Below are 21,846 nucleotides of genomic sequence, written 5' to 3' on the forward strand. Positions count from 1 at the left end.
CGGAATTTCCTAAGCTGACGCCAAGCCTGCTCGATCACGCGATCTGGAACTATCAGCGCCACCAGGAAGAAAGTAGGGATTTGCACTGCAGCCGCGCGGCGGCTTCGTGATAGTGAAGAACAGTCGTATGTGATCCCTGTCACGGATGGGGCGGGTCAGGCTGTCCCTGATTTCCGTCCCTGATTTCCGTCCCTGATTTCCCGTTGCAGCGTACATTCGGTGAAGTTCATCCAATCCCTTAAAGAGCCTGTCGGCCTTCTCCTTCTCGAAAGCCTGCGTGAACGCTTTGTCGCGCTCATCGAGAGATTTGTTAAGCCAGATTTTCTGAAGCTCAGGGTCACTCAGTGTGTAGTGGCCATGAGCGGCGTAATCCATTGCGTCTCAAGAATCGAACGAGCTTCCTGCAAGCACCCCTGAAAGGCTAATTCCAAAGCAATACGCATCTTCGCGTGAGCGTTGATGAAAAATGTGAACGGCAAAACCGTCTTGGGGTCACGGACTGTGGACAAATCGTCGAACTCGCGGTGAAGGATTTTATCGAGAGCCATAAACATGCCCCATAGTTCGCGGAACGCATTGATGCTCGCGAGCAGATGGTGACGTTTGCTCTTGTAATATTCCTTATAGTCGTGCGGAAAGTCGCGCTCGAACGATACGAGCAGCATTCGCTTTCGCTCACCTCTGTTGCCGTTTGCGTTGCTGACGTGGTTGTGTCCTCCAAGCTCTCGATCGCGCTCATACGTCCTTCTCCCTTGCCAACCGCACATGCTCGTTCTTCGCCACGCATCGCTCGCCATTGCTGAGTTCGACCGTACACCAGTTCTCACTGACGGCAACTAGCGTCGCTTCGATACGTTGCACGCTCTTGCCGTAGCGACCGCGAACGGGCTTCAACCAGATGACCTTGGGCATTATTTCTATTGTAAGCTGCTCGAGGCGAAGGGGGACTCCATGAAATTCCCGAAACGGCAGTCTTTGGCTGTGCTGTTGTTGGTTATTGCTGTCTCGGCTCAACAAAACAGGAACCTGAACGAAGCCAATGCCGTAGGGAGCGTGCGGGTCTTGAACACTGCTGAAGCAACGTATGCGAACCGTCATCCGCAGGAAGGCTTTGCCTGCACGCTGTCACAATTGGCAAGCGCAGGCCTCATCAACGCTGCGTTGGCATCTGGACGAACGAACGGATACAGATTCAGCCTGAATTGCGGTGGAGCACAGCGACCATATGTGCGAGTGACGGTGCAAAGTTTGCCGAATGGCTCTCGCTCTGGTGTGCGCGCATTCTGCTCCGACCTATACCTGTCGAATGGAAAGATTGTGGGTGGGGCTATCAACGTGAGCAACGATGGAAGGGCAGATACATGTTTCATCAAAGGCGAGCCGTTACAGTTGGGACTATCGCCAGCTCGATGACCGAAGGGCTACATCATTTCTGAAACCGATAAAACCAGTGACAGACGGGAAGTTCCCATCTCGGTATCCGCTTACCATCACTCTGGATGATCCTCCGCCGTGGCCTTATATCACGGCCTGCTTGCCTGGGGAAAGATCGATGGGGATGTTTTGATGAGCGTTGAAAGGACGCTGCGCGCACGCACGCCGCCATAGTCGATCCTATCGAATCTCACCCATTCGCTACCCGCAAACGGTTCTGAAGATCGATGTTGCTCGTCATCGAATCGTGCGTGGCCGCCCAGCGCGCCGTCCGGATGGCAAGGATGAGAGAGGTTGGTCGGTTCTTACGGATATGCGGCAAAAAGGATTTTCGGCTGACAGCCCATGCATTTATGCATGGGCGACGCTTTAGCGTCGTCCGTGTGTGCGAGGTATTGATTTGCGGCTTCAGCCGCGGGCTTTGATTTGTTGAGCATGCGGATAAAATAGCAGAGCCGCCGCGGCTAAAGCCGCAAATTAAGGCCAACGTTTATGACGAGGCTAAAGCCTCGCCTACGGATAAATCCGTAGGCTCTCACCAAAGGCTTTGGTTCTTGAATCCGTGGGCCCTCCACGGGGAAGCACTGCTTCGCAAATCCGTGGGCTCTGGCTCAAAGGCTTTCGCAATGCCCACGTTGCCCTGAGAACCGAATCGCTCGACTCTTTGCCCGCATGGTATAAACATCCGCCATGCCGCTTGCGCCACAAGAGGTCCGCACATTCTTTGTTTCGTCGGTTACGCACGAACGAAGACCGATCTTCCGAATGGTTCGCTTCTGCGCGTTGCTGCTCGATCTCTTGCGTGATGATCGAGCCTTGAAACGATATGAGCTGCACGAGTTTGTGTTCATGAGTAACCACATCCACCTGATTCTCACTCCGGCTCCGAATGTTTCGCTGGAGAAAGCCATGCAGTTTGTTAAGGGCGGATTTTCCTTTCGCGCGAAGCAGGAACTGACGTATGAAGAGGAAATCTGGCAGAAGGGCAATGACGATCACCGAATCAAAGATGCCGCGGATTATGCACAGCACGTCGAGTACATCTGGATGAATCCTGTGAGGGCTGGCCTGGTCGCGCGACCGGAACAATACCTGTATTCGTCGGCGCGACTCAGAAATGAGGTTGATCCGGCGCCCACACATTTTCAAATGGCCCGCGCTGTAGCAAAAGCCCGCCGGTAGTGTGGGGGAAATCAGGGACACCGGACGCGCCTGCGCGCCAAGCGCTTCCGCGATGACCTTGTCGAATCCGCGACAGCTTGACCGCCCTACCAGCTTCCAGTCAAAACAGGGGCAACGCCGATGAAGCTACCGGCCACCAGCTACCAGCTAAGACAACGGCTACACAAAAGAAGCTGCTGAGCTGCTAAGCTCCTAGCTGCTAGCTAACGGCAACAGCAACACCGAACAAGCCACCAGCTGCCGGCTACCAGCTTCCAGCCAAAAGAACCAGCAACACCAAATCAGCTACCGGCTACCGGTTTTCGGCTACGAAAGCGTGAAATCAGGAAATCTCGAAATTCCTAACAGCCGGGCGAGTCGGGGCCCCCAGCAAGCGCGGTTGCTGGGGTGAGACGGCGCCCGGCTCCACGTTGTTCTGCTACTTTCCCAGTTGATAATTCAATGCGGACAGCGTAGAGAGATATTCGTAGCGAGCATTCGAATTCCCAATCTGGGCATCGGTCTGCTGCAACTGGGCCTGGCTTAGCTCGACGATGGATGCCAGCCCGAGCTTATAGCGCGTCTGGGCCAGGTCGAGGGCGAGGTTCGCCTGTTTCAACAATTGCTCTGTGACCCCTACTCGCTCGTAGGCGGTGTTGGCCTCCAGCCAGGTAACTCGAACGTCTCTTGCGATCCGATCGCGCAGGTCGCGAACTTGTTGCTGCAGGGCTGAGGCGCGATAATCCGCTTCCCTGGCGCGGGCTGAAAAGAGAAATCCGTTGAAGACAGGAATGCTCATGTTCACGCCCGCGGCGCCATACCAGGAGGAAGTGATCTGGTCGGCACGCACCGGAGTTCCTCCAACCGCAGCCAGGGCGCTGATGGTCGGGCGATTCAGTTCGTGCTCTGCGCGCGCGAAACGCTGCTCCGCTTGCCACTGATCATCGAGAGCGGCTAGATCAGGACGGGAGCGGAGAGCTTCAGCGACGAGATCCTCTTCTTTTGCCGGCGGAGCGGAGAAGGCATTTCCGCTTTCCGCTTCAGCTTCATCCATCAGCAGATAGGTCGTGGGCTTCTCGAAGCCAAGAATCTCATTGAGACCGGTAAATGCTGCTTCCTTCCTGTTCTGGGCATCGAGCAGCAGCAGCTTGGCCTGCGCGAGATTAACATTCGCAAAGCTGAGATCGAGATCCGAACGGAGCTTGGCTTGCGCGAGAGCCTGCACCTGATCTGCAGTTGTTTGCCGCGTCGTCACGGTTTGCTCCGCTACGAGAAGCTGTGCCTGGGCCGCGAGGGCTGAATAAAAGGCTCGATCGACCGCCAGGGTGATGTCGGCAGCAGTTGCCTGTTGCGAGAACTGCTGCGCGTGCTCGCGAAGAGTCGACGACTGCAGCAGGTTATGGGTGCGGCCGAAGTCGGTGATGAGCTGGCCCACATTCATGCCGGCTCCGGCTCGCTCGAAGACGCTGGGATTGTTCAGCACTCCCGCAGTAATTCGCGTGCCCGCATGAGCATCTACGGCAGTGAGATTCGCCGTTGCCGTTGGCAGCTCGGTAGAACGCGTCTCGCGCGTGGCTTCGTGCTGAGCGAATGTGAGTAACTTCGCGACGGTGATCTGCGGGTTGTTCTTGAGCGCGAGTTGCTCAGCGTCGTGGAGGGTGAGGCGCATGGGCGACTGGGCTTCCAGCTCGACGACAAAGCAGGTGGACAGGAGAACGAGACCGATTGTGAACAAAGCTTTCATGGCATTTGGCCGCATCCGAAATTCAGATCAACGTGGAGCCGGGCGCCCTCGCCCCGGGTTTTTACGATTTGGTGATTTTGTGATTTCGTGATTTCACGATTGAAAACAATCACAAAATCACGAAATCGGGAAATCACGAAATTCAAACACCCGGCGGAGGGCGGCCGCCTCCACGTGTTTGGTTATGAGGCTGTTGGGATCGTTTCTTCTCGGTGATGGATTAGCAGATATGCTGCCGGCACTAAGAAGACCGTGACAATCACCGATACCGTCAATCCGCCGATAATGGCACGCGCGAGCGGAGCATACTGCTCGCTTCCTGCCTCAAGTGCCAAAGCCATCGGAATCATTCCCAAAATGGTAGCGAGTGATGTCATCAGCACCGGCCGCAACCTCATGCGGCACGCTGTAGAGACCGCCTGCTGGATCGGCATGCCGTCGCGGCGCAGATTGCGCGCGACATCCACGATCAGAATGCTGTTCGAGACGACGATTCCGGTCATCATGATCACGCCCATGAGCGACATCACGTTCAGGCTCGTGTGCGTGACCAGCAGGAAGATGATCACGCCGGCGATGCCGGGCGGCACGGCCAACAGAATGATCAGCGGATCGATGAACGAGGCGAACTGCGCCATCAAAATCAGATAGACGAGCACGATTGCGAGTATCAGGCCGATGCCGAAGCTTTTGAACGATTGCCGCATGCCTTCCACAGATCCCCGAACGGTGATTCGGACGTTTTCGGGAGTCTTTGTGTCATGAATGATTCGATCGACTTTCGAAGCGATGCTGCCAAGGTCCTCGCCGGAAGGAGCGACATAGACGTCGATCACGCGCCTAAGCTGATAGTGATCGACTTCGGTCGGCGCGAGCATTGGCTCGATATTAGATACCGCTCCGAGCTGCGTGGTATCGAGACCTCTCGCCGAGCGCAACGGAATTTGCTTCAAGTCGTTCATTGACTTGACCTGCGCGTCGGGATACTGCACGGTGAGCATGTAGTCGTTTCCCGTTTTGGGATCGACCCAGTAGCTCGGCGCGATCATCTGGTTGGAGTTGAGCGCGGTGATGACGTTATCGACCACCTCGCGCGATGAGAGGCCCAGACGCGAAGCCATTTCCCGATCGACGTTCACCTTCAGCGCCGGATAGTCGAGATCCTGGGGGATGAGAACGTCACTCACGCCTTTCAGACCGCGAATTTTGGTCGCAAGCTCTTGCGCAGTTTTGTAGGCGGCGTCGAGATTATTTCCGCCAACCTGGATATCGATCGGCGCGGGCAAACCGAGATTGATGACCGCGTCCACCAGTCCGCCAGACTGGAAGTACGTCGATAACTCCGGCAGATCGTCAGCCAGCCTCTCGCGCACACGCTTCATGTACTCGTAGCTGCCGACTTCGTGCCCTTTTTTCAGACTCACCTGCACGGTCGCGGTGTGTTGGCCGGAATTGCTGGTGTACATGGAAGAAAATCCCGGCTGAACTCCGATATTTGAAACAACAACGCCGAGATCGCGCGGAGAGACAACATCGCGAATGTCGTCTTCGACCTTCTTAACGTATCGATCTGTGACTTCGAGCCGAGTGCCGGTTGGCGCTTTGAGATTGATCATGAACTGCCCCGGGTCCGTTCTGGGAAAGAACGCGACTCCGAGCAGCGGGTATAGGGCGAAGGTGAAGAGACACACGCCGAGAATTCCGATCACGCTCGCGGCAGGACGGAGCAGCGTTTTGCTGACGGCAACGTCGTATTTGCCGAGCATCGCTTCGTACTTGTGGTTGAACCAATGGACGAAGCGGCCGAATCCAGAGCGGCGCCGGTCGTGTCCTTCCTCTTCATCAGCTTCGAGCTTGTGAATAAATTTGGCGCAGAAAAGCGGCACAACCGTCATTGCCACCGCGTATGACGCAAACAGCGACAGCACAACCGAGAGGGCAAGTGCCGTAAACAGGAACCTGCTCACGCCGTAGAGGAAGATCACCGGAAAGAAGACGATCGCCGTGGTGAAGGTGGCGGCGAGCACCGGCAACCCCATCTCACGTCCACCTTTTTCGGCAGCTTCTTCCGGAGACTCTCCCATTTCGAGATGGCGGAAGATGTTCTCAAGCACTACGACCGAGTTGTCAATCAGGCGGGAGAACGCCAGCGCCAGTCCGCCAAGCACCATGGTGTTGATGGTGCCGCCGCCGGCGTCCAGCGCCATAAAGGCCGCCAGTGCCGAAAGGGGAATCGAGAGCATAACCGCGACAGTGGCTCGCACGCTGCCGAGGAAGATGAGAATCATTACAGCCGTTAGTACCAGGCCGATTCCGCCCTCATTGCCGAGATTCTTGATCGCGGTCTTTACATAAATGGACTGGTCGAAGACTACCTTCGCGACCAGTTGCTTGGGAACGTCGAACAAATCGTTGAGCGCCGACTTGACTCCGCTCACGATTGCGATGGTGTTGCTATCGCCGCCTTGCTTCATGACCGGCAGATAAACCGACCTTTGTCCGTCCACGCGGACGATGCTGTTCTGAATCTGCGCCGCATCCATCGCCTGGCCTACATCGCCGACCAGCACCGAAGCATTACCGACAGTCTTAAGCGGGAGCTGGTTGATTTCTGCTGTGGATGGAAGCTGGCTATTGGTGTAGATGTTGAAGTCCTTCGGCCCAATGCGAACATCACCGGCAGGGAGAATCATGTTGGAGTCGTTGATGGTGCGCACGACGTCCATCACGCTGAGCTGATGGGCCTGCAGCTTCACCGGATCGACGTACACCTGAATCTGCCGGTACTTGCCCCCGAACGGCTGCGGCACCGAGGCGCCGGGAATATTCGCCACCTGGTTGCGGACGTTGTATTGACCTAGATCGCGAAGTTGCGTTTCGGTGAGTCCGGTACCTTTCAGAGTAATCAGGCAGACCGGCAGGCTCGAAGCGTCGAATTTCAGGATTACGGGCGGCAGCGTGCCCGGTGGCAAACGCCGCAGATCGGCCATGGCGAGATTCGAAATGGTGCTTACGGCGGCGTTCGCATCGGTCCCCGGCTGGAAATAAATCTTGATCAGACTCACACCGGGGAGTGAGCGCGACTCCATGTGATCGATGCCGCTGCCCAGAGTGAAGAATCGCTCGAAGCGTCCGGTGATGTCGGACTCGATCTGTTCCGGCGGCATTCCCGAATAGAAAGTCGCTACTACGACCACGGGAATGTTGATGTTGGGAAACAGATCTACCGGCATGCGCGCCACGCTCACGACGCCGACTACTGCGATCATCAAACACAGCATGATGATGAAGAAGGGATATTTGATTGCAAATCGAGACATCGGCTAATGCGCGCCTCCATTCGCAGCTTGGGAATTGAAGACGCTCACGCGGGGATCGACCGTTTGCCCATTTTGGTACGAGCCCAGATTGGCAACGATTACGCGGTCGCCGTCTTTCAATCCTGAGACAACCTCAATCGAGTTAGGGTCTTCGAGTCCGGTACGTATGGGTCTGATTTGGACGCGATGGTCGCTGCCGACCACGAGCGCCGAAGCTTGGTCACCTGCGCGGTTGACCGCCTGCACCGGAACCAGCAGTGCAGAATCGTGCCGTTCGACCTGAAGGACCACATCGGCAAACATGCCCGGCGCAAGATGCAGCTTCTGATTGGGAACATCGATCTCGACCTGCTCAGTTCGCGTCGAAGGATCAAGAGCTCCTGTGAGCCGCGATACTTTGCCGGTAAAGTGTTCGCCAGTCGCCTGCACCGAAATTTCTGCCGGCTGGCCGTCATGAACGGAGGCGGCCAGTGATTCCGGAACGGGAATGCGCAGGCGCAGGACGTCGACTTCCGCGATCTTCACCACCGGTTGCGCGCTGTTGGTCGAGGTCCCAGCCTGCACAAGGGCGCCGGTATCGGCGTATCGCCATGTGACTACGCCGTCAAACGGAGCGACAATGCGCGAATAATCAGACATTGCCGATACCTGCAGATGGCTCGCCTTCGCGGCATCGAGCTGCTGTCGCGCCGCCGATAGCGCCGACTTCGCAGCCTCCACCTGTGCCTCGGCAGCACGGTCTTTTGCTAACGCGTCGTCGAGTTCCTGTGCGGCAACCAATCCGGGGCGTGCCTGCGAGGCTTGCTTTAGACGAATCGCCGCTGCGTGCAGCGCTTCATGATCGGCTTGCGCACGCGCGACTTCGTTCTGCGCGCGGACAATCTCGTCCTGACTGTGGCGGACACCGGCGTCGGCGCCTTGAACCTGTGCTGCAAGTTCGGGAACCTCAAGAACAGCCAATACCTCGCCCTGATGCACGCGATCGCCGATATCGACATTGATCTTCTTTATGTATCCGGCGACCTTGGCGTGCAGCTCGACTTCTTGAAACGGGAGAAACTCCCCGGCTATCGAGAGCGTGTTGGCGATGGTTCCGCGTCGGACAAGCGCGACGGCAGCGCGGGGCACTGTCCTTCCAATGCTGCCCGACGGAGTGCTGGCGCGTACTCGCGCCGAGATGAGTAGCACGGCAATGAGACAAATGAGGGCGATCCCTGCTATCGAAATGGCATACTTGCGGCGTACTTCCACGTTATTCCTCGCGGTTAAACTCTGGAGCCAGAACATTCAGCTCTTCTTTTCGCGCGGTGCTTCCGCGCTATGACGCTTCGCGTCTAGGAAACGGCAACTCGCTAAACGCGGTAGGAAGCTCAACGTTCATTTCAAATCGCAGTCGTCGAACAGGAACCGACTGCGCTGAATTGAACTGAAGCTAAGCGGAGTAGTGGCGTGAGGAATTAGGCGGGGGACGCAGGAAGCGGTGAAATTCGAAAGCAGGCATCGCAGACGGCCGGGGAACGCGAAGCTGCGTGGTCGGTAAAGGCGATCGGTGGAACCGCGGCCGCAGCAGGACGAATGCGAGGCTGAGCACAGCAAGGACCAAAATGGGCGGTGTTTGCGCTTCCATCTTCTGTCCACTCAGCCAAAGTTTGGAGCTGTTGGTCGCATCCACCTGCGCAGGCTGCTCGTAGAGCGAGAGCTTCGCGTCGAGTGCCAATAAAAAGACGAATAGCGAAAGTGCGATCAAAAATATCTTGATTTGCTTCGCTTTGGGTGACATGTGGCAGGGATGCGACAGGCGCTCTTCGCATTATATCCACAGATCCGGCATCTTTGGCGAGATTACCTTCTTCTTAGACCCAGCATCTGTACCATCTGTGTTCGGCTCGAAGACAACGCCTGGCAGCCAGTCCTCCGCATCGGATTCCGCATTCAGCGCGCAGGTAAATGCCCAGGCAGAACGAATCACCGCGGAACTGAACAAACTGGGGCAGTTGTTGCAAGCGGGAATGGTCGACCGGCGAGTGCTTGTCAGCTTCCGGGAAGCAGTCAATCGCATTCGTTTGATTAGCTGGGGCGTTCAGCAGTGGTTGGAGGGTGGCGAATCGGACCTTCAGAGTTTGTTGCTGAAGGAACGCATCCGCATCGCCGAGCAACTCACCACACAGCTCAGCGAAGACCTCACCCATTGGGACCTAACGCAGGATTTAAGTGCTTTGCGGCAAGCTGTAGAAAAGTTATCCACTGTGTTGCGCGATATGCCAACCGGCTAGGATTCCCTGCCACAGCGCCACAAAGGACGCACACAACACGATTTCAGTCCACGCTGTTTCCGCTCATTCTTTGCGTGCTTCCGCTTCTGCGCGGCAAATCGCGTCTTGAAGGTTTGACCATCAAACCTGCCCCATGAAATAGTCATCCTTCGTAGCTTCTTCACTCTGAGTGTGTGAGACGCATGGTCCGGCTGATTCCAAAGCAGACGCAGTTCTTCGACATGTTCTACGACATGGCGAGCAATCTTACCGATGGCGCCAAACTGCTCAAAGCCATTCTGGAAGACATGAAGGACGTGAAATCGCGCGTCGAGCAGCTCAAGACCATCGAACACCGGGGCGATGAGATGACGCACGAGATCCTCACGCGCCTCAATCAGACGTTTATTACGCCGTTCGACCGGGAGGACATCCACAAGCTCGCCTCCTCGCTCGACGATGTCCTCGATTTTGTTCATGCCGCCGGCGAGCGCCTGGTGATGTACAAGATTACGGAGTTCACCCCTTCCGCTCCCCAGCTCGCTGACGTAATCATTCGTCAGGGGGAACAGCTTTGCAAAGCCGTCTCACATCTCGAAAAGAAGAACAACGTTTTGCAGTACTGTGTCGAGATTAATCGTCTGGAAAACGAGGCTGATCGTATCGCCAGCGTAGCGCTGGGTCAGCTCTTCGAAACCGAAACGAATCCAATTTCGCTCATCAAGAAGAAAGAGCTGTATGAAGTACTCGAAACTGCGACCGATAAGGCCGAGGACGCCGCAAACGTCATCGAGTCGGTTGTTGTGAAGAGCGCTTAAGCCTGTATTTCCACTGTTCCGGCTGTATCTGTTGTCAAAACCTTGGCGGCAGCCTCGCTGCAGCTTCGTAGTTTCGGAGACTCTCCTGCTTGGATAACGCGACAATCCTGGTCATTGTCACCATCCTGCTGGCTCTTTGCTTCGATTTTTTCAATGGCTTTCACGATGCCGCAAATAGCATCGCAACAGTGGTCTCTACACGCGTATTGTCGCCACGACTGGCGGTGGTTTGGGCGGCGATCTTCAATTTCATCGCTGCCTTCATTTTTGGAACTGCGGTAGCAAAAACGATCGGCGCCGGAATGATCGACGTGAATCGCATCACTCAAACGGTAGTGCTGAGCGGTCTTGTGGGTGCGATCGTGTGGGACATTCTCACCTGGTGGTGGGGACTGCCAACGTCATCTTCCCATGCTCTGATCGGGGCTTACGCTGGGGCCGCCATCGCGCGTGCGGGCTTCGGCGTAATCATTCCCCACGGCTGGACCAAGACTCTGATCTTCATTGTTGTGGCTCCAATTTTGGGAATGATCCTCGGTCTCATATTTATGACCGCGATGTTCTGGATTTTCCGGAACTCGGCGCCACAAAGCGTCGACGCACTATTTCGACGCTTGCAACTTCTTTCCGCCGCTGCGTACAGCCTCGGGCATGGCGGCAATGACGCGCAGAAGACTATGGGCATCATCGCCGGCGCGCTCTACGCCGATGGCATCATCACCAAGCACGAGTTCTCGACAACCTGGGGGCATTTTCATTGGCCAATCATTCTCGGAGCGAACCTCGCCATGGGACTTGGCACCTACTTCGGCGGCTGGCGCATTGTGCACACGATGGGCTCCAAAATTACCAAGCTCAAGCCCATCGGCGGCTTCTGCGCGGAAACCGCCGGAGCGATAACTCTGTTCGCCACTGCGGCAGCAGGCATTCCCGTCAGTACGACGCACACCATCACTGGCGCAATCGTCGGTGTCGGTTCCACTCAGCGCCTTTCTGCCGTGCGCTGGGGCGTAGCCGGCAAAATAGTCTGGGCTTGGATCCTCACAATTCCCGCTTCAGCGGCGGTTGCTGCCGCACTGTTTTGGACGATTCGCTGGTTCAATCCAAGCGCCTAGCGATAACCAGCTGCATCGGGTTGGCCTCCACAAAAGTCGTATTGGTTTCGCAGCTCCTAAGGTCTAGCCTTCACGCATTGCAACTCGCCGGATTTTCGACCCAGTTCAGTGTTTCGGCTACTAAAAGTTGTGAAATCAATGTGGTAACTTGCTTCGCGCGCTAAAAGGTTACTTAACATTCCTTTACATTTGGCATTAGTTGTGTCATTTTGATGGCCCTTTGCGGTTCCCCCGTCAATTGAAACGAACCGTAAATCTGAAGTTTGCGGTGCAATACGAACGGGCCGGAGTCCAGCACCCACCGCGCCCGCGCGCCGGAGAAACATTCGAATAATGTGCGGAATCGCGGGATTTACCCACGTTGAAAAACGTCTTCCTGCTGGAGTTCTGACATCAGCGCTCGACTCGATCGCCCATCGCGGCCCGGATCATCAGGGACAATTCGTCTCAGGACAGGTATCGCTCGGCGCTACGCGGCTGCGAATCATTGATCTGGAAGCCGGCGACCAGCCGCTGAAGAGTTCAGATAGCGATGTGGTGCTTATCTTCAATGGTGAGATCTTCAATCACCATGAACTTCGCTGCGAACTTCAACAAGTCGGCTATCGTTTTCAAACTCACTGCGACACCGAAGTCGCGCTGAATGCCTACCTGCATTGGGGCGATTCATGCTTCGCGCGCTTCCGCGGCATGTTTGCCATTGCGGCATGGACGCAGTCATGTCGCCGACTCGTGCTCGCACGCGACCGCATGGGCATTAAACCTCTTTACTATCGGCTGCATGAAGGCGAGGTTTTCTTTGGCTCGGAGCTGAAATGCCTGTTTGCTCATCCGGAGGTGCCGCGACAGATCTGCCTTCAAGGACTCGACTCATTTCTAAGCGTCAACTATGTGCCAGGACCATTCACTCTGGTAGATGGCATCGTGAAGCTGATGCCCGGCCAGATGCTCGAGTGGCAGCGAGGCGCCGCCCATGTAAGCGATTTCGCGATCGCTTCACCGAAGCGGCGATCGCCGGCAACCATCGAAGCTGCATGTGAAGAACTCGACGCTCTCCTTTCCGAGGCGGTGCGCGAACAACTTGTCGCCGACACAGCGGTGGGAATCTGGTTGAGCGGCGGATTGGATTCCTCGACAATCCTTCACTACGCCAGCGAGCAATCAAGAAAGGCGATTAAGACTTTCTCCGTTACCTTCAAAGGCAGTTCGGGAGACGAGAGCGAGCACATCCGCCGCGTGAGCCGCCACTATGGAACCGATCACACGGAGTTTGATCTGAATAGCGAAGTAAATCTAATCGGAGCAATCGAAGACCTCGCCTTCTACTCCGACGAGCCGAGCGCCGATGCCGGAGCGCTGCCCACATGGTTTCTCTCTCAGATCACGCGAGAGAGCGCGACGGTAGCTCTGAGCGGCGAAGGATCGGACGAGTTATTCGCCGGCTATTTGACCTACAAAGCTGATCGCTATGCCTCGACGTTCCGACTGTTGCCTCGTGCCCTGCGCAAGGCCGCACTGGCTATGGCAGCACGATTGCCCGCTCAGGATGGCCGCATTAGCTTCGAATATAAACTCAAGCGATTTCTCGAAGGATCGCTGCTATCGCCGCAGCTCGCGCACATTTTCTGGAACGGAACCAATTCGGAGCGCGACAAGGAAGACCTGTTTCTGTTCGCAGAGCCGGATTCACTCGGCGGATGGTTAGGTCAAATGAGCGGCTCCACATTGCAGAGTTTTCTGGATTTTGATCAACGCTTCTATCTCGCCGACGACATTCTCTACAAAGTCGATCGCATGAGCATGGCGCACTCGCTGGAAGTGCGTCCGCCATTCCTCGATATGCGCATCGTCGAGTTCGCGCGGGCGCTTCCAGCAAAGTTCAAGCTGTACGGCAGCACGTCAAAATATGTGCTGCGCAAGCTGATGGCGGACAAGTTGCCGCCCCATGTCTTGCATCGTTCCAAAATGGGATTTGATATCCCGGTCCACGACTGGTTCCGCGGAGTGCTGCGACCACTCCTTCTGGAAACGTTGAACCGGGAAAACGTCGAGGACACCGGACTGTTCCGTTGGCCCGCAGTCGAACGCCTGATTCACAGGCATCTCGAGAGGAGAGAGAACGCAGGTTATCAGTTATGGGGACTTATGGTGTTGTTGATGTGGATGAAGCGCTGGAGCGTGGAACTGCCGGCGGCCGAACAGGTATCCGAGGTGCTGGTCGAGGGCTTGGAGGGGGTCGGATCGTCCTCGCCGCAGCTAGCCTTGTCTTCCTCGTAGGCGTCATCAGCCCGCCGCATCTGATGGACGACGTAGATGCCGTCCAGGCGCAGATCGCACGCAACATGCTCGCGTCTGGAGATTACGTCACCGCGCGCCTCGATGGCGTTCCCTATTTGGAAAAGTCTCCGCTTGTGTACTGGCTCATGGCGGGTTCGTACCGCACCTTGGGCGTGCACGACTGGTCAGCGCGCCTGCCGCTTGCTCTCGGCGTTTTGCTGCTGTGCTGGATTACTTACCGCTTCGCGCGCTGGGCGTTCGATGAAGCGGCGGCAGTCTACACCGGGCTGGCCCTGGCGACGTGCATTGGACTGTTCCTCTTCACACGCATTCTGATTCCCGATGCACTGCTGACTCTGACGATCACAGGCGCGATCTGGGCGTGGCTGCGATTGCTGGATCCTGACGAAGAACCAGGAACGATTCACGCCGTTCTGCTTGGCGCCTGTTTTGGCGCTGGTTTACTGCTCAAGGGATTGATCGCGATCGTTTTCCCGATACTTGCAGTCCTCTTGTACATGGGTTGCACGCGGCAATTGTTCGCACTGAGCGCGTGGAAACGCCTGCAGATGTTTACAGTGGCGGGAATCGCGCTGCTCATCGCTGTGCCCTGGCATGTGCTCGCTACCCTTCGCAATCCACCCTACTTGGCGTTTTCCTTGCACAGCGGTCCTGGTGAGTACCGCGGATTCTTCTGGTTCTACTTCTTCAACGAGCACCTCCTGCGCTTCCTGAACCTTCGATATCCGCATGATTACAACACCGTCCCTCGCGCGCTCTTCTGGCTGCTGAACCTGGTTTGGCTGTTTCCCTGGTCGGCATTTCTGCCTGCCGCTGCACGATTGAGTTACCGTCCGAGCACGCGCGCCGGTCGTGCGCGCCTGATGGCTCTCTGCTGGATCGGCACAGTCATGGTCTTCTTCACTTTCTCCACCACGCAGGAGTACTACTCGATGCCGATTTATCCGGCTCTAGCCATGCTCCTCGGATCGGCAATCGCTTCAGAGAACACGCGTGTTCGCGCAGGAATGCGCGGACTCCAAATCACCTTCGGTCTGCTGTTTGCTGCGGTAGCAACTTTGCTCCTGCTGGTTTGGCGCACGCCCGCGCCGGGCGACATCTCGCAGGCACTGGTTCAGCATCCTGAGCTCTATACGTTGTCCCTCGGCCATTTCGGCGACCTCACCCTCGCCGCATTTGCCTATCTCAAGCTACCGCTCGCTCTCGCAGCCCTCGCGTTTGCGTTGGCATCGGTAGGGCTCACACTCGCCCGCGAAAACGCGAAAAAAATCGCTGCGATTGCCGTTGCAATGGTGGTGTTCTTTCAGGCAGCTCGAGTGGCTCTTATTCGGTTTGATGGCTATCTCGGTTCGTATCCGCTCGCACAGGCACTGGAAAAATCTCCTCCAGGAGAACTGATCGAAGCAGACGCTTACTATGCATTCTCGTCGGTCTTCTTCTATACCAACCGCAGCGCGCTGTTATGGAATGGACGCAAGGACAATCTCGAGTATGGCTCGTATGCTCCCGGAAGCGCGAAAGTTTTCATCGATGACCAGGGATTCCAGGCGCTCTGGTTGCAGCCGGCGCGATTCTATCTGCTTGCGTACGGAAGCGATGTGCCGCATCTGAAGCAACTCGTCGGTGAGGCGAAGGTGCACGAGGTGGCTCACAACGCCGACAACTACTTACTTACGAATCTCCCGTCGCATGAGTGACACAATGCAAAGATGGATCGAGTGTCTTCGATTGGCAGTAGCGGCGCTCAAGGCTGATCGCCTGAAGGCATTCCTCACTACTCTGAGCGTAGTGATCGGCTGCGCGTCGCTGGTGCTGGTTCTCACCATCGCCGGCAATGGGAAAAAATACATCGTCTCGCGCATTGAAGGCATAGGCGCAAACCTGGCATATGCAACACTGAACCGAAATGGGAATCCGACGACTCTCGAAGATGAGTTAAACCTTGCCGATCTCGACGCTATCCGCACCACAATCCCGGGGGTAAAAGCGGTTGCCGGAACCTACGATGCGCCCATTGACTTCCAGATCGCCGGCAAGCCTCGCCACGCGCGACTGGTGGGCGCAACGCCTGATTTCCTGAAGATTCGCAATCTGAACATCACCTCTGGCCGCTATTTCGATGACGAAGATTTTCGCTCGCGCTCGAGGGTCTGCCTGGTGACGGATGCGATTGCCGACCGCAATCCCACACTGGCAATCGGCGACCGCCTGCGCATTGACCAGTTCCACTGCACGGTGATCGGCACCTTCACCGAAGGTATTCCCACTTTTGGACAATCAGAAATTCAGGCGGAAACCATTCTGGTCCCCTACAAGACGGCGCGGCTCATTACCGGCGAGTCGTTCCTGCAGGTAATCTACGCACAAGCGGACTCCTCCTATGCTGTGCGTCAGATCACCCGGGATATGAAACAGCTACTTCAGAGCCATCATCGCCCGGAAGCTAAATACGATGTAGAGAATCTTTCCTCGTTGCTTCAAACCGCGGGCGACATTTCGCTGGCAATGAGCGCGGTGCTTCTCGCGATCGGATTGGTTACGCTTGTGGTGGGCGGCACCGGCATTATGAACATCATGCTGGCAAACATTGCGGAGCGAAAGCAGGAGATTGGCTTGCGGAAAGCGCTGGGCGCACGCTCATCGGAAATTCGTCTTCAATTCCTGCTCGAAGCAGTGTTCATCAGCTCGGCCGGATCGATCGCGGGCGCATTCTGCGCACTCGCCTTACTGGCTTCTGCAGCAATATTTGTTCAGGATTTTGTGAACCTGAATGTCTCGTGGACTTCCGTGCTGTTTGCGCTGTTAGTCTCAAGCGCCGTCGGTGTGCTGTTTGGTTACCAACCGGCAAGCCGGGCGGCTAGTCTGCATCCGGTGGAAGCGCTCCGCGCCGAAGCCTAGCTCGACTCTGATTCCTTCAATTCCGCAGCGTGCTTTTGTTGGAGATGCCGTGCAAACGCATCGCGCAGCTTGCGCTCCTGCTCGATAGAGTCACCAATATTTGATCCGAGAGGAATGTCGGCCTGACATCCTGAGCATCGAGCGCGCACCGGCCCGCCACGGATAATCGCCGTAACAATGGGATGAAGACCTCCCGGAATGGGAACGGCGGGCGTTCGCGGCTCAGATGCCGCTGGATGCTCCACGATCGGCAATGCAACGCGAGACAAGGGAACTGGCGGGCGAACCAGCGTCTGGATTTCAAATTGACGAGACAGCCAACCTTCAAGCTCGCTACGATCGGCTTTCGTCATCGACGTGAATTGCACGCCGGTAAGACCATCGCGCTGCCAGACGATGCTTCCCGTCAGCTCGACTAAAGGTCCGCCATCCTCAAATGCAAATCTCATATGCAAGCTGCCCGATAGCCGCTCATCGATACCTCGAATACAAACGCCTCCCTGGCTGACATTCAAAATCCAGGCATGAGTTGAGAATGCGCCGCAGCGAACATCAACTTCCGCAACCAGCGGAAAGCGGCTGTATCGTCCTCGTTCGCGGAGAATCAATCCATACGCCGAGCGCAGCGTGGTAGCAATTTCTACCGAATAATTTGCATGGGAGACGATGAAGTCAGCGCCTGCTTCTGACACCTGCTCCCGGTTTCCATGCTCGCCAACGATGGCGATCGATACGGCGGAGCGATGAGTCGGACTAAGTCGGATCTCGCGCAGCGCAGCGCAGCCCTGTTCGACGTTGGAACAATCGACTACCACGAGATCGAACTTATTTCGCTGGAGCTCTTCGAGAACATCTCCGCCCCTCGCACCCGATCCCGTCGCGATGCCAAAGCGCTCCACTGCAGTGCGAATCGCCTGCGAGAGTTCGAGATCTCCGGTCAGGATGAGCGCTTCTGGTTTCATGGCTTAAGTGCGTCTGGCGTAAATCGAATGTTAGCTCTGGAACCCCCAGAACCCCGCCAGTCGTGAACCGGCGGAATTACCGGAGTAACCATCGAGCCGACACTTGCGGCAGATACTAGCAACTTGACTGGCCAGGAACCAGCAAAAAGACGGGGTTTAGACAATGCAAGGTGGGCAGCTAGTAACTGTGAGGACTCGGCTCACGAGGGTTTTGGAACAATTTCCTCACAAATCTCGTTTAACAACTATGAATCGCCAATCGATCCCACCTTTTGCTCGTCAGGCAAAGGATCAATTCCTAATATGGAACTGCGTCGAACTGAACAATTCCTGAATCGTGAAGGTCGCCTCTTGAATCTAAGTAGAAGCTAAGGTAGATTGAATTCGATGTTCAGCTCTGGTATTCGCTTCACCAAATCTCGCTGTACCGCGTCCGCCACTACACCTCGAATTTTCCCCAAAATGCGGTAAACATTTCGTTCCTCAGTCCGTCTATTCATTCAACGATCATTCTTCGCCAACTTAGCAGGAGTAGATGTCTCATGGAGGATGCATTGGAGTTAAAGCTGGAAATCTTGGCAGATCAGGGAATCGCACTCATACGCTGCAGTGGCCGTCTTCGGTTTGGCAAGGAAGCACAATTATTGAAGAAGTGCGTGGAAAGCGTCCTGTCACAGTTTTCTATTTGCATTTTGGGCCTCAAAGCTGTCGACCAGATTGACGCTCGCGGACTGGGCACGATCATCGCCTGCTTTGAAAAAGCACGCTCGCTCGGTTCCCTGCTGCTAATCGGCGGAGCCTCCGAGAAGGTGCACGACATCTTCGGGATAATGCAAGTTGATCGTGTGCTGGAAATCTATTCGTCCGAAAACGAGGCGATCTCAGCCTGCTGCCAGGCGGCGTGATAGGAGAGATTTGCAACCCACCGATTACGAAGAGCTATCGAAATCCACCGACCCATTCCGATCTGGTACTCGCGGATTTGCATCTGCACTGGTTCTCCAGCGGCGAACCACGATCATGAGTCCGACGAACATCAGCGCCGGAGGAACAAGCAGAACGACGATGCCGTTCCGCAACGCATGGACGGTTTGTGCTCCTCCGGCCGCTGCTGTCGTATAGCAAGAGGCGCAGCCCTGCGCCACTGCGTATTTCGCGGCCACCGAAACCGCGGCGAGTACCGACCATGATGTAGCGTACCTGGTGTTCATTGATCCCCGCTTCCAACAGAATTGGACTGCATCACGAAATCCCGCTCTTCCGTACCGTCGCCATATTCATAAGGACCACAGCAAACGACAGGCAGTTCCCCATGAAAGCTCATGAACGGCGCGGGAGAATCTATCGACCACTCTAGCGAAGTCGCATTCCACGGATTCGCCCCCGCTCTCTTGCCCTTGAACATGCTCCAGAACAGATTGAAGAGGAACACAAGCTGAACCGCTCCGGTAGCTAGCGCCGCAATCGTGATGAAGCGGTGCATTCCCACTGTGGACTGAAGGAAGTCGTCGGTCAGCATGGCGTATCGGCGCGGGCTGCCTTCCATCCCCAAGACGTGCATGGGCAAGAAGATGCAATAGACTCCCACGAAGGTGAGCCCAAAATGAATCGCGCCCAGGCGCTCGCTCATCAAGCGACCAAACATTTTTGGAAACCAGAAATACGTCGCGGCAAAGATTCCAAAGATCGCCGAAACGCCCATCACCATGTGAAAGTGGCCCACAACGAAATAGGTCGCGTGCAGGTAGGAATCGATTGCCGGATGCGCCAGCAACACCCCGCTCAGTCCTCCGGTGATGAACGTCGAGATAAAGCCTAGGCAGAACATCATCGCCGTGCTGAAGTGAAGCCTGCCTCCCCAGAGCGTCCCCAGCCACAGCAGGGTCACGATCGTGGACGGCAGCGAAATGATGATGGTCGGAATCGAGAACAGAAATCCCGAAAACGGGCTCATTCCGCTCACGAACATGTGGTGTCCCCATACGACAAAACTCAGGAATCCGATTGCAAGCATGCAGCCGAGTATGACTCTGTATCCCAATATGGGCTTGCGTGAGAAGCAGGTGATCAGGTGCGACACGATGCCGAATCCCGGCAGAATTGCAATGTAGACCTCGGGATGTCCGAAGAACCAGAACAGGTGTTGCCAGAGCAGAGGCGAGCCTCCAGCGTGTGGGTCGATTTTTCCGCTTACCAGCAAATTCGCAGGCACAAAGAAACTGGTGCCGGCGTTGCGATCGAGAAGCAACAAAATCGCGGCGGCAAGCAACACTGCGAAACTCAACAAAATGAGAATCGCCGTGATGAACCACGCCCAGCAGGTTAGAGGCACCCGCATCAGCGACATGCCTTGGCATCGCATGTCGATGAAGGTGACGATGAAGTTGAGCGCGCTCATCATGGCGCCAATGCAGAAGATTCCGAGAGAGATGATCCAGAGGTTCTGACCAGCGGCGAGGCCCGGCCCAGCATCGCGTCCCACTGCACTCAGAGGCGGATAGGCGGTCCATCCTGAAATCGGCGGCCCATCGCTAACGAATAACGTTGAAAGCAAGACTCCGAGCGCAATCAACGTGGTCCAGAACGACAGCATGTTGAGAACGGGAAACGCCGTCTCTTCGGCTCCAATCTGCAGCGGAAGAAAATAGCTTCCAAACGCGTTTTGGGGAGCGGTGGTCAGCACAAAAAAGATCATGATCGTGCCGTGCAGGGTGAGCAATGACAAGTAGTACTCGGGAGTCAAAACTCCACCGGGCGCATTCAGGCCAAACAGGTTTTGGAACCCGGATATGCCACCTGCACCCCAAGCCAAGTGAATGCGCATGATCCAGGACAACGTCATTCCGACCACAACCGCAAATAACGATAGAAAGAAGTATTGAATCCCGACGACCTTGTGGTTGGTGCTGAAGACGTAGGTGCGGAGAAATCCTCGCCTGGACTCCTTCCCTGCTCTGCTGGAATTCATCTGCTGTGCGCTCGCATCCAGTTTTCGAATTCCGTTTCTGGAACGATTCGTACGTAGGCACGCATACGATAGTGTCCTAAACCACAAAGCTGCGTGCACACCACTTCATACCTACCGGCTTTGGTAGGAGTGAAATGGACGGGAATTCTCATTCCGGGAACCATATCCTGTTGCACCCGCAGCTCGCGCACGTAGAAGCTGTGAATCACATCCTGCGCTGTGAGGAAAAGATCAATAGGCCGATTCTCGGGCAATACCAATTCGGCACTCACGACATCGTCTTTCGAAGCGTCATCGTTAGCGCGATCAAGTCCGAAGTAATTCCCGATGCTCGCGTTGATTTTGTCGGTGTGCACCGGGCCAAACTTCCCGTCTGCACCCGCATAGCGAAAGTAATAAGCGAACTGTTGCCCCATAGCTTCCACCTGGAGCGAATTCGATGCGGAGCCGTCGTACATGCTGGCCCATGCTCGCCTGCCAAGCGTGGCTGCGCTAAAAAGCTCAATGCCGATAAACACGACGGCAATGATGATTGCGATCCGAACTCCTACTGGAAAGCTCCTCGTTTTCCTGTCGGGAAGCGCGCGAAACTTCCATACGAAAGCGGCCAGCACGAACTGTGCGATCAGGAAGATCACGCCCGCATCGACGAGCGTCCAATGCAGTTGAGAATCCAGAATGGGCGCATGCCTTGCGGTAGGGGAGGGCATCCAGTGGCGAGACAAAAAGAGCCCTGCTGAAGCCAACGCGATCACGGCAACGATGGCCGAGAAGAATTTACCCATGGGGAAACGCACGCACAAGCCTATGGCCTCGGACACTTACGCGCAACTGCTCAGAAAGTGCTAAGACGAAACTCTCAAGACAAGAGCCTTT

The 21,846-nt window shown here is 56.0% G+C and carries 19 protein-coding genes; 9 read left to right on the forward strand and 10 right to left on the reverse strand.

Annotated elements, in window-relative coordinates:
* Positions 1–341 precede the first annotated feature (341 nt).
* Both VFU50_18635 and VFU50_18640 read right to left on the reverse strand, forming a co-directional pair.
* Positions 342–665 (reverse strand): hypothetical protein, encoded by a 324-nt coding sequence (locus tag VFU50_18635; protein ID HEU5234881.1) that lies wholly within the window; start codon positions 663–665, stop codon positions 342–344.
* A gap of 70 nt (positions 666–735) precedes the next feature.
* A complete protein-coding gene (locus VFU50_18640) occupies positions 736–912 on the reverse strand; it encodes a hypothetical protein (protein ID HEU5234882.1) in 177 nt (58 codons plus the stop codon).
* Positions 913–951: 39 nt separating this feature from the next.
* On the opposite strand from VFU50_18640, the gene VFU50_18645 reads away from it, so the two are divergent.
* Together VFU50_18645 and VFU50_18650 are read left to right on the forward strand one after the other, a co-directional pair.
* The gene (locus VFU50_18645) at positions 952–1,413 is read left to right on the forward strand and encodes a hypothetical protein (GenBank protein HEU5234883.1); all 462 of its coding nucleotides are present in this window, start codon (positions 952–954) and stop codon (positions 1,411–1,413) included.
* A gap of 711 nt (positions 1,414–2,124) precedes the next feature.
* Complete coding sequence (locus tag VFU50_18650) at positions 2,125–2,616, forward strand: transposase (GenBank protein ID HEU5234884.1); 492 nt, start codon at positions 2,125–2,127, stop codon at positions 2,614–2,616.
* A 418-nt stretch (positions 2,617–3,034) separates the two neighbouring features.
* Here VFU50_18650 and VFU50_18655 read toward each other — a convergent pair whose 3' ends face one another.
* From VFU50_18655 to VFU50_18670, 4 genes are all read right to left on the reverse strand, one after another.
* Positions 3,035–4,339 (reverse strand): TolC family protein, encoded by a 1,305-nt coding sequence (locus tag VFU50_18655; GenBank protein HEU5234885.1) that lies wholly within the window; start codon positions 4,337–4,339, stop codon positions 3,035–3,037.
* Between the two features lie 182 nt (positions 4,340–4,521).
* A complete protein-coding gene (locus VFU50_18660) occupies positions 4,522–7,659 on the reverse strand; it encodes an efflux RND transporter permease subunit (GenBank protein HEU5234886.1) in 3,138 nt (1,045 codons plus the stop codon).
* A gap of 3 nt (positions 7,660–7,662) precedes the next feature.
* Complete coding sequence (locus tag VFU50_18665; protein HEU5234887.1) at positions 7,663–8,910, reverse strand: efflux RND transporter periplasmic adaptor subunit; 1,248 nt, start codon at positions 8,908–8,910, stop codon at positions 7,663–7,665.
* A gap of 181 nt (positions 8,911–9,091) precedes the next feature.
* Entirely contained in the window at positions 9,092–9,439 is a 348-nt protein-coding gene (locus VFU50_18670; protein ID HEU5234888.1) for a hypothetical protein, read from the reverse strand.
* A gap of 97 nt (positions 9,440–9,536) precedes the next feature.
* Here VFU50_18670 and VFU50_18675 point away from each other — a divergent pair, with 97 nt between their 5' ends.
* The 6 genes from VFU50_18675 to VFU50_18700 all read left to right on the forward strand — a co-directional run bounded on the left by VFU50_18675 (position 9,537) and on the right by VFU50_18700 (position 17,040).
* Positions 9,537–9,932: a hypothetical protein gene (locus VFU50_18675; GenBank protein ID HEU5234889.1), complete on the forward strand. Its 396-nt coding sequence runs from the start codon at positions 9,537–9,539 to the stop codon at positions 9,930–9,932.
* Positions 9,933–10,114: 182 nt separating this feature from the next.
* Positions 10,115–10,729 (forward strand): DUF47 family protein, encoded by a 615-nt coding sequence (locus VFU50_18680; protein HEU5234890.1) that lies wholly within the window; start codon positions 10,115–10,117, stop codon positions 10,727–10,729.
* Between the two features lie 89 nt (positions 10,730–10,818).
* Complete coding sequence (locus tag VFU50_18685; protein ID HEU5234891.1) at positions 10,819–11,844, forward strand: inorganic phosphate transporter; 1,026 nt, start codon at positions 10,819–10,821, stop codon at positions 11,842–11,844.
* Between the two features lie 333 nt (positions 11,845–12,177).
* A complete protein-coding gene (gene asnB, locus VFU50_18690; GenBank protein ID HEU5234892.1) occupies positions 12,178–14,121 on the forward strand; it encodes an asparagine synthase (glutamine-hydrolyzing) in 1,944 nt (647 codons plus the stop codon).
* A 23-nt stretch (positions 14,122–14,144) separates the two neighbouring features.
* Complete coding sequence (locus VFU50_18695) at positions 14,145–15,839, forward strand: glycosyltransferase family 39 protein (GenBank protein ID HEU5234893.1); 1,695 nt, start codon at positions 14,145–14,147, stop codon at positions 15,837–15,839.
* Between the two features lie 4 nt (positions 15,840–15,843).
* A complete protein-coding gene (locus tag VFU50_18700; protein ID HEU5234894.1) occupies positions 15,844–17,040 on the forward strand; it encodes an ABC transporter permease in 1,197 nt (398 codons plus the stop codon).
* Here VFU50_18700 and VFU50_18705 read toward each other — a convergent pair.
* A complete protein-coding gene (locus VFU50_18705) occupies positions 17,037–18,002 on the reverse strand; it encodes a PilZ domain-containing protein (protein HEU5234895.1) in 966 nt (321 codons plus the stop codon). The two genes, VFU50_18700 and VFU50_18705, sit on opposite strands and share 4 nt — an antisense overlap.
* Before the next feature lie 542 nt (positions 18,003–18,544).
* On the opposite strand from VFU50_18705, the gene VFU50_18710 reads away from it, so the two are divergent.
* A complete protein-coding gene (locus tag VFU50_18710) occupies positions 18,545–18,907 on the forward strand; it encodes an STAS domain-containing protein (protein HEU5234896.1) in 363 nt (120 codons plus the stop codon).
* Positions 18,908–18,931: 24 nt separating this feature from the next.
* Here VFU50_18710 and VFU50_18715 read toward each other — a convergent pair whose 3' ends face one another.
* The 3 genes from VFU50_18715 to VFU50_18725 are packed head-to-tail and all read right to left on the reverse strand — an operon-like array spanning position 18,932 to position 21,755.
* The gene (locus tag VFU50_18715) at positions 18,932–19,213 is read right to left on the reverse strand and encodes a hypothetical protein (GenBank protein HEU5234897.1); all 282 of its coding nucleotides are present in this window, start codon (positions 19,211–19,213) and stop codon (positions 18,932–18,934) included.
* Positions 19,210–20,970, reverse strand: a complete 1,761-nt coding sequence (locus VFU50_18720) for a cbb3-type cytochrome c oxidase subunit I (GenBank protein ID HEU5234898.1) — start codon at positions 20,968–20,970, stop codon at positions 19,210–19,212. Before VFU50_18720 ends, VFU50_18715 begins: the two co-directional genes overlap by 4 nt.
* The gene (locus tag VFU50_18725; protein ID HEU5234899.1) at positions 20,967–21,755 is read right to left on the reverse strand and encodes a cytochrome C oxidase subunit II; all 789 of its coding nucleotides are present in this window, start codon (positions 21,753–21,755) and stop codon (positions 20,967–20,969) included. Before VFU50_18725 ends, VFU50_18720 begins: the two co-directional genes overlap by 4 nt.
* Between the last annotated feature and the right edge of the window lie 91 nt (positions 21,756–21,846).

The organism is Terriglobales bacterium (assembly GCA_035764005.1).
GTDB lineage: Bacteria > Acidobacteriota > Terriglobia > Terriglobales > Acidobacteriaceae > Gp1-AA112.